Source organism: Streptomyces phyllanthi (genome assembly GCF_009377205.1).
GTDB classification, from domain to species: domain Bacteria; phylum Actinomycetota; class Actinomycetes; order Streptomycetales; family Streptomycetaceae; genus Streptomyces; species Streptomyces phyllanthi.
Window position 1 is genome coordinate 1 of sequence record NZ_VJZE01000479.1, and the last position, 6,812, is coordinate 6,812.

Annotated in this window: 8 protein-coding genes; 4 read left to right on the forward strand and 4 right to left on the reverse strand. The window is 68.3% G+C overall.

Going from position 1 to position 6,812, the window contains the following annotated elements:
- Positions 1–522: 522 nt before the first annotated feature.
- The gene (locus tag FNH04_RS38585) at positions 523–1,164 is read right to left on the reverse strand and encodes a DNA-3-methyladenine glycosylase (protein WP_152790585.1); all 642 of its coding nucleotides are present in this window, start codon (positions 1,162–1,164) and stop codon (positions 523–525) included.
- A 173-nt stretch (positions 1,165–1,337) separates the two neighbouring features.
- Between FNH04_RS38585 and FNH04_RS38590 the strand changes: the two genes are divergently transcribed.
- The 3 genes from FNH04_RS38590 to FNH04_RS38600 all read left to right on the forward strand — a co-directional run bounded on the left by FNH04_RS38590 (position 1,338) and on the right by FNH04_RS38600 (position 3,375).
- Positions 1,338–2,120: a sporulation protein gene (locus FNH04_RS38590; protein ID WP_152790587.1), complete on the forward strand. Its 783-nt coding sequence runs from the start codon at positions 1,338–1,340 to the stop codon at positions 2,118–2,120.
- A gap of 42 nt (positions 2,121–2,162) precedes the next feature.
- Positions 2,163–2,702 carry a YbhB/YbcL family Raf kinase inhibitor-like protein gene (locus FNH04_RS38595; RefSeq protein WP_322725102.1) on the forward strand — a complete coding sequence of 180 codons (540 nt, stop codon included), beginning with the start codon at positions 2,163–2,165 and terminating at the stop codon, positions 2,700–2,702.
- A gap of 166 nt (positions 2,703–2,868) precedes the next feature.
- Positions 2,869–3,375, forward strand: a complete 507-nt coding sequence (locus FNH04_RS38600) for an HNH endonuclease (protein WP_152790589.1) — start codon at positions 2,869–2,871, stop codon at positions 3,373–3,375.
- 66 nt (positions 3,376–3,441) lie between these two features.
- Here the strand turns inward: FNH04_RS38600 and FNH04_RS38605 are convergent, their stop codons facing one another.
- From FNH04_RS38605 to FNH04_RS38615, 3 genes are all read right to left on the reverse strand, one after another.
- Positions 3,442–4,395: an SPFH domain-containing protein gene (locus tag FNH04_RS38605; protein WP_152790591.1), complete on the reverse strand. Its 954-nt coding sequence runs from the start codon at positions 4,393–4,395 to the stop codon at positions 3,442–3,444.
- A gap of 130 nt (positions 4,396–4,525) precedes the next feature.
- Positions 4,526–4,957, reverse strand: coding sequence for an NfeD family protein (locus tag FNH04_RS38610; protein ID WP_322725104.1), 432 nt, complete (start codon positions 4,955–4,957; stop codon positions 4,526–4,528).
- A gap of 121 nt (positions 4,958–5,078) precedes the next feature.
- A complete protein-coding gene (locus FNH04_RS38615; RefSeq protein WP_152790593.1) occupies positions 5,079–5,870 on the reverse strand; it encodes an ABC transporter ATP-binding protein in 792 nt (263 codons plus the stop codon).
- A 167-nt stretch (positions 5,871–6,037) separates the two neighbouring features.
- On the opposite strand from FNH04_RS38615, the gene FNH04_RS38620 reads away from it, so the two are divergent.
- Positions 6,038–6,812 (forward strand): hypothetical protein (locus tag FNH04_RS38620; protein ID WP_152790595.1); only part of this gene is annotated, 775 nt, incomplete at its 3' end.

The window sequence follows — 6,812 nt, forward strand, 5'->3', positions numbered from 1 at the left end:
ACACATCACGAGAGCGGAACCACCAGAGGAATAACCCAGTGGTTCACAGCGTCCTCGCTGTGTTTTCTTCAAAGGAACCTCGTCCCAGCTGATGCTGGAGACGGGGTATCAACATATCTGGCGTTGATTTTTGGCACGCTGTTGAGTTCTCAAGGAACGGACGCTTCCTTTGTACTCACCCGAGAGACTCTCTCGCGGCTTTCCTCCGGGCGCTTCCCTTCGGTGTTTCCGACTCTATCAGATCCTTTCGGGCCCGATTCCCAGTCGGCGGGATTTGCCTTTCGGCTGCCTTCCGGCCTGTTGAGGTTTCCCTCCGGCCTTTCGACATCCACTACGTTAGCCGATTCCCTCGCCGACTCATAATCGGGTTCCGCGGGTAAGGAATTCAGGCATGCGGACACGCCGAATTCGCCCCCGCTGAGGGGAAGACATAGGTAGTGGGTTGGCCGCCTCCGGCTGCTGACTGATCGCAGTACCCGGTTCAAGCGGCTCGGGCTACGTTACGGATCTCGTGGGTGCGCGTCAAGTTCGACGGCGGCGGGGTACATGGGCCCGATACGGGCTCACCGTCAGGTCGTTGGCGATCCAGAAGCGCCACGGGGGGATGCCTCCGTCGCCCGCCACACCGGTGCGGGGGCCGCTGCGTACCTGGTCGGGGGTGGCAGGGGTGCCGGTCAGGAGCCTGAAAGGGCTGTCCGGGCCGGCGCAGGCGTCTGCGCCGTCGAGGGCGCGGTCGACGCCCAGGGCCGTAGCCAGGCGGGCCGGGCCTTTGGCCAGTTCCTTGTCGTTCCGGGCCGAGAGTCGACGTTTGCGGGCGAGTTCGGCGCCCTCGATGACCTCGCCGGCACGCACCAGTACCGCGCCTGCCCGGCCCTCCGGACCGCACACCAGGTTCATGCAGTGCCACATGCCGTAGGTGAAGTAGACGTACACATGGCCGGGCGGACCGAACATCACGCCGTTGCGGGCTGTGCGACCGCGATAGGCGTGGGAGCCGGGGTCGTTCTCGCCGTCGTACGCCTCGACCTCTGTGAGGCGGAGCTCGATCGGACCGTCCGGGGTGGAACGCACGAGGACTCTGCCCAGGAGATCCGGTGCCACCTCGAGGACGGGGCGGTCGAAGAACTTCCGGGTGAGGGGCGTACGGTCGGGGGTCGCGATCATGACGTACGAGCGTAGTCCAGACGGGTGGGTACCCCCGGGTGGCCGGGTGGCTCCCTTCTTGGAAGGGTGAGGGTGCGGAACCGGTCACGGCTGGATCGCGTTTGTAGGGATCAAGGATCCATACCGAACAGGGCTTCACACACAGCACAGGCGATGCCTGGGGAGGAAGAGACATGGGGTTCAAGCGGCTGCTCGCGAGCCTGGGAGCCGGTGGTGCTTCGGTCGAGACGGTGCTGACCGAGGTGAATGTCGTCCCGGGTGGCGTCGTCCAGGGTGAGGTGCGTATCCAGGGCGGCTCGGTGGACCAGCAGATCGAGAGGCTGTCGGTCGGGCTGCAGGCCAAGGTCGAGGTTGAGGGTGGGGACCAGGAGTACAAGCAGGACATCGAGTTCCTGAAGGTGCCGCTCGGTGGTGCCTTCGAGCTCAAGGCCCAGGCGGTCCACGCGGTGCCGTTCGGTCTGGAGATCCCGTGGGAGACGCCGGTCACGATGATCGAGGGCCAGGCGCTGCGCGGGATGAACATCGGTGTGACGACGGAGCTGGAGATCGCGCGTGCGGTGGACTCCGGTGACCTCGACCCGGTCAACGTGCACCCGCTGCCGGCACAGCAGGCGATCCTCGACGCGTTCATCCAGCTGGGCTTCCGCTTCAAGAACGCGGACCTGGAGCGCGGCCACATCCGGGGTACGCGGCAGAAGCTCCCCTTCTACCAGGAGATCGAGTTCTTCCCGCCGCAGCAGTACCGCGGGCTGAACCAGGTGGAGCTGAGCTTCGTGGCGGACGAGCACGAGATGGACGTCGTGCTGGAGATGGACAAGAAGCCGGGACTGTTCAGTGAGGGCAGCGACACCTTCCGCTCCTTCAAGGTGGGGCTGAACGGCTACCAGCAGACCGACTGGGCGGCATACCTGAACCAGTGGCTGTCGGAAGTCGGCAGCAAGCGCAACTGGTTCTAGGCTCGGGGTCAGCGATTCCCGACCCCACAAGGAGGTACCGAGGTGACCGAGTCCAACAGGCCGCCACTCCCGCATGACTTCCATCCGGTCGTGCCGTCGTTCACGGTCGCGAGCGAGGACGTCGAGGAGGGCGCGACGCTGAAGGACGCTCAGGTCTACGCGGCGGGGAACATCTCGCCGCAGCTGCGCTGGGAGGGCTTCCCGCCGGAGACCAGGAGTTTCGCCGTCACGTGCTACGACCCGGACGCCCCGACGGGCAGCGGGTTCTGGCACTGGGTCGTGTTCGACATCCCGGCGTCGGTGACCGAGCTGCCGGCCGGTGCGGGCACCGGCAAGTTCGAGGGGCTGCCCGAGGGCGCGGTGCAGGCACGCAACGACTACGGGACGAAGGACTTCGGCGGTGCCGCCCCGCCGCCCGGGGACCCGGCGCACCGCTATGTGTTCACGGTGTACGCCGTGGACCAGGAGAAGCTCGGCCCGGACTCCGACGCCTCGCCCGCGGTGGTGGGGTTCAACCTGCGGTTCCACACGATCGCGCGTGCTCAGCTGATCGGTGAGTACGCGGCTCTTGCCGAGAGCTGAGCGTCGAAGGTCGCAGACTGACGTTCATTGAACGTTTGCCCGCCTCTGGTCTTGGAATTGATCAGAGGCGGGCATTTTTTATTGCGTTGTCCATCTCGGCGTGCCCGGCCAGAGTTGATCCAAGCCCGCCAGGGGGCGGGCCGATGCACACAGGAGGTGGGCTGGGATGCGGGACACGCTGGTACTGAACGCGAGCTTCGAGCCGCTGTCGACGGTGACGCTGAACCGCGCCGTCGTGCTGGTGCTGCAGGACAAGGCCGTCGTGGAGCAGGCCCACCCCGAACTGCGCATGCGCGGAGCCGCGGTCGACATACCGGCGCCCCGGGTGATCAGACTCTGCAGGTACGTACGGGTGCCGTTCCGAAGACAAGCCCCGTGGTCGAGGCGGGGTGTCCTGGTACGTGACCGGCACAGGTGCGCGTACTGCGGCAGGCGGGCGACGACCGTGGACCATGTGGTGCCGCGGTCGCGGGGCGGTGGGGACACCTGGCTGAACACGGTGGCCTCGTGTGCGGAGGACAACCACCGCAAGGCCGACCGTACGCCGGAGCAGGCGGGTATGCCGCTGCTGCGGCAGCCGTTCGAGCCGACGCCGGCGGACGCGATGCTGCTGGCGCTGGGGCACGACGACGTCGACGCGCTGCCGGAGTGGCTGGCCCAGCCTGCCGCGTGACACAGGCCTGATACGACGATGGGGCCACCTCCTGCTGGAGGTGGCCCCATCGTCGTATCGACTCCGTCAGTCGGTGATCGACGGCTTCTCCCGGCGTTCCGTGCCGGTGCCGCCGGACGCGCCGCCGCCGCCCGAACCGCCCCCCATCGCGCCGAAGTTGCCCATGGCGCCGGAGAGGCCCTTGAGGGCGTCGCCGATCTCGCTGGGGACGATCCAGAGCTTGTTGGCGTCACCCTCGGCGATCTTGGGGAGCATCTGGAGGTACTGGTAGGAGAGAAGCTTCTGGTCCGGGTCGCCGGCGTGGATCGCCTCGAAGACCGTACGGACGGCCTGGGCCTCGCCCTCGGCGCGCAGGGCCGCGGCCTTGGCCTCACCTTCCGCCTTGAGGATCGCGGACTGCTTCTCACCCTCGGCGGTGAGGATCGCGGACTGGCGGATACCTTCGGCGGTGAGGATCGCGGCGCGCTTGTCACGGTCGGCGCGCATCTGCTTCTCCATCGAGTCCTGGATGGAGGTGGGCGGCTCGATGGCCTTGAGCTCGACGCGGTTGACGCGAATGCCCCACTTGCCGGTGGCCTCGTCGAGGACGCCGCGCAGGGCCGCGTTGATCTCCTCGCGGGAGGTGAGGGTCCGCTCCAGGTCCATGCCGCCGATGATGTTGCGAAGGGTGGTGACGGTGAGCTGCTCGATCGCCTGGATGTAGCTGGCGACCTCGTAGGTGGCGGCTCGTGCGTCGGTCACCTGGTAGTAGATGACGGTGTCGATGTTCACGACCAGGTTGTCCTGGGTGATCACCGGCTGGGGCGGGAAAGGCACGACCTGTTCGCGTAGGTCGATGCGGTTGCGGATGGTGTCGATGAACGGGACCACGATGTTGAGGCCCGCGTTGAGTGTCCGTGTGTAGCGGCCGAAGCGCTCGACGATGGCGGCGCTGGCCTGCGGGATGACCTGGATGGTCTTGATCAGGGCGATGAAGACCAACACCACCAGAATGATCAGGACGATGACGACCGGTCCCATCGTGGTTCCCCGTACCCTTCTCCGCCTCGGTGCTTCCGGAGGATCTTGTGCCTGTTGAAGATCTTGCTCGTTGAGTCTGGCAGACCGCAGACTGCCAGGTAAGGCGTTCGGCCAGTTACGTCGTACGAGGTCACATGATGATCGCCGTGGCGCCCTCGATGTCCACGACGTCCACCTCTTCACCTACCTCGTAAGCCTGTGCGGCGTCGAGGGCGCGGGCGGACCAGACTTCTCCCGCGAGCTTGATCCGGCCACCCATGCCGTCGACCCGTTCGAGGACGACGGCGTGCTTGCCCTTCAACGCGTCCACTCCGGTGGCGAGTTGGGGGCGCTGGGAGCGGTGCCGGGCGGCGATCGGGCGTACGACGGCGATGAGCGCGGTCGACACCACGGCGAAGACGATCACTTGGAGCACGATGCCGCCACCGAGCCCCGCGGTCAGGGCGCCGGCGACGGCCCCCACGGCGAGCATGCCCAGCTCCGGCATCGCCGTCACGACGAGCGCGATCCCGAGTCCGGTCGCGCCGACCAGCCACCACACCCATGCGTCGATGCTGTCCACATGGTCATGGTAGGACCGCGATCGTCCCACGGACAGAGCGCGTGTGATCAAGTCGACTGCGCCCGGCCCGGGTTGTGCGGCCCTGTGCTCCAACTTCGCCGTGCGTGCGAGGGATTGGCGGTCAGCCGAGCGGGAGCCCCTGGGCGGTCCAGCGGTCGCCGACCTGTTCGACGACGAGCGGGAGGCCGAAGCAGTGGGACAGGTTGCGCGAGGTGAGCTCCAGCTCCAGCGGGCCCGCGGCGAGGACCTTGCCCTGGCGGATCATGAGGACATGGGTGAAGCCCGGCGGGATCTCCTCGACGTGGTGCGTGACCATGATCATGGAGGGGGCGATCGGGTCGCGGGCCAGCCGGCCGAGACGGCGTACGAGGTCCTCGCGGCCGCCGAGGTCGAGGCCGGCGGCGGGCTCGTCGAGGAGCAGCAGCTCGGGGTCGGCCATCAGTGCGCGGGCGATGAGGGTGCGCTTGCGCTCGCCCTCGGAGAGGGTGCCGAACTTGCGGTCCACGTATTCGGTCATGCCGAGGCGGTCGAGGAAGGCCCGGGCGCGCAGCTCGTCGACCTCCTCGTAGTCCTCGTTCCAGGTGGCCGTCATGCCGTACGCGGCGGTCAGTACCGTCTGCAGGACGGTCTGGCGCTTGGGGAGCTTCTCGGCCATGGCGATGCCGGCCACGCCGATGCGCGGGCGCAGATCGAAGACGTCGACCTTGCCGAGGGTGTCGCCGAGGATGGTGGCGGTGCCCTTGCTGGGGAAGAGGTAGCTGGAGGCGACGTTCAGGAGGGTCGTCTTCCCGGCGCCGTTGGGGCCCAGGATGACCCAGCGCTCGCCCTCCTTGACCGACCAGGAGACCTGGTCCACCAGAGCCCGGCCCTCCCGGACCACGGATACGTCCTCCAGCTCCAGAACATCGCTCATGAGCGCGCTGTCTCCCCTTGCAGTGTCGGCCTGTATCGGCTGTCGGCCTTGTCTCGGCTGTCGCGTACGCCTGTGGGCGCCGGCCTCGCCTGTGGGCGCAGCCCCCATGGAAATCTACGCCACCGGTCGTGCGGTCCATCCCATCGGTCGGTCCTTAGGGTGGGGGCATGCTTTCGGAACCACGTTCAGGGCGCCTGGCCGCCTGGGGAAATGCCCTCTTGGCCGGACTTGTCTCGCCGGATGACGCCGTGCTCGCGATCGTCGGGGAGGACGCCGTGCACCGGGTGGAGGGGCTGCCCGGTGAGTCGGGGCCGGTCGGCCTGACGCTGGCGCTCGGGCGGCTGCGGTCGCTGGGTGCGAGCGGATTGCGGGTGGCGCTGCCCGCGCCCGGGCATCCGCTGGGGCTCAGCGGGCCGCCGGAGTTCAACGCGCGGGCGCTGGAGGCGGAGGAGGCGGTCATCTGCGACGGGGCCGCTCTGGGGCTGGTGCCGGAGGTGTACGAGGCCGGGCCCGAGGGCGATGTGCATGTGGAGGTGGTCTGGCACTGCCTGGGGGTGCGGGAGGCCCCTCCCGCCGATGTGCCGTCCCTCGGGGAGGCCGAGCGGGAGCTGGCGGAGGCGCTGCGGGATGCGACCGAGGTGCTGTCACGGCTGGATGTGGCGGCGTCGGGGCCGGTGGCGGAGGCGGCGATCCACGCGTACCGGGCGCGGGCGGAAAGGGGGCGTGAGGTGCTGGCCCCGGGCTATCCGCCGCGAGCGGTGCGGGTGCTGGAGCTGGCCCAGCGGGTGGGGCTGCTGATCTCGGTGGCGTACGAGAGGGGGCACGGAGGTGCGGTGAGCGCCTCCGAGATGGTGGCGCGGGCGTCGGCGCTGCGGCCGGTGGAGCGGACGGCGCGGCGGGCGCAGGTCGCGGCGTACAACTCCGTTGTGGAGGGGCGGGAGC

Coding starts and splice junctions, on each gene's coding strand:
- FNH04_RS38590 (WP_152790587.1), top strand. CDS start 1,338: ATGGGGTTCAAGCGGCTGCTCGCGAGCCTGGGAGCCGGTGGTGCTTCG.
- FNH04_RS38585 (WP_152790585.1), bottom strand. CDS start 1,164: ATGATCGCGACCCCCGACCGTACGCCCCTCACCCGGAAGTTCTTCGAC.
- FNH04_RS38600 (WP_152790589.1), top strand. CDS start 2,869: ATGCGGGACACGCTGGTACTGAACGCGAGCTTCGAGCCGCTGTCGACG.
- FNH04_RS38615 (WP_152790593.1), bottom strand. CDS start 5,870: ATGAGCGATGTTCTGGAGCTGGAGGACGTATCCGTGGTCCGGGAGGGC.
- FNH04_RS38605 (WP_152790591.1), bottom strand. CDS start 4,395: ATGGGACCGGTCGTCATCGTCCTGATCATTCTGGTGGTGTTGGTCTTC.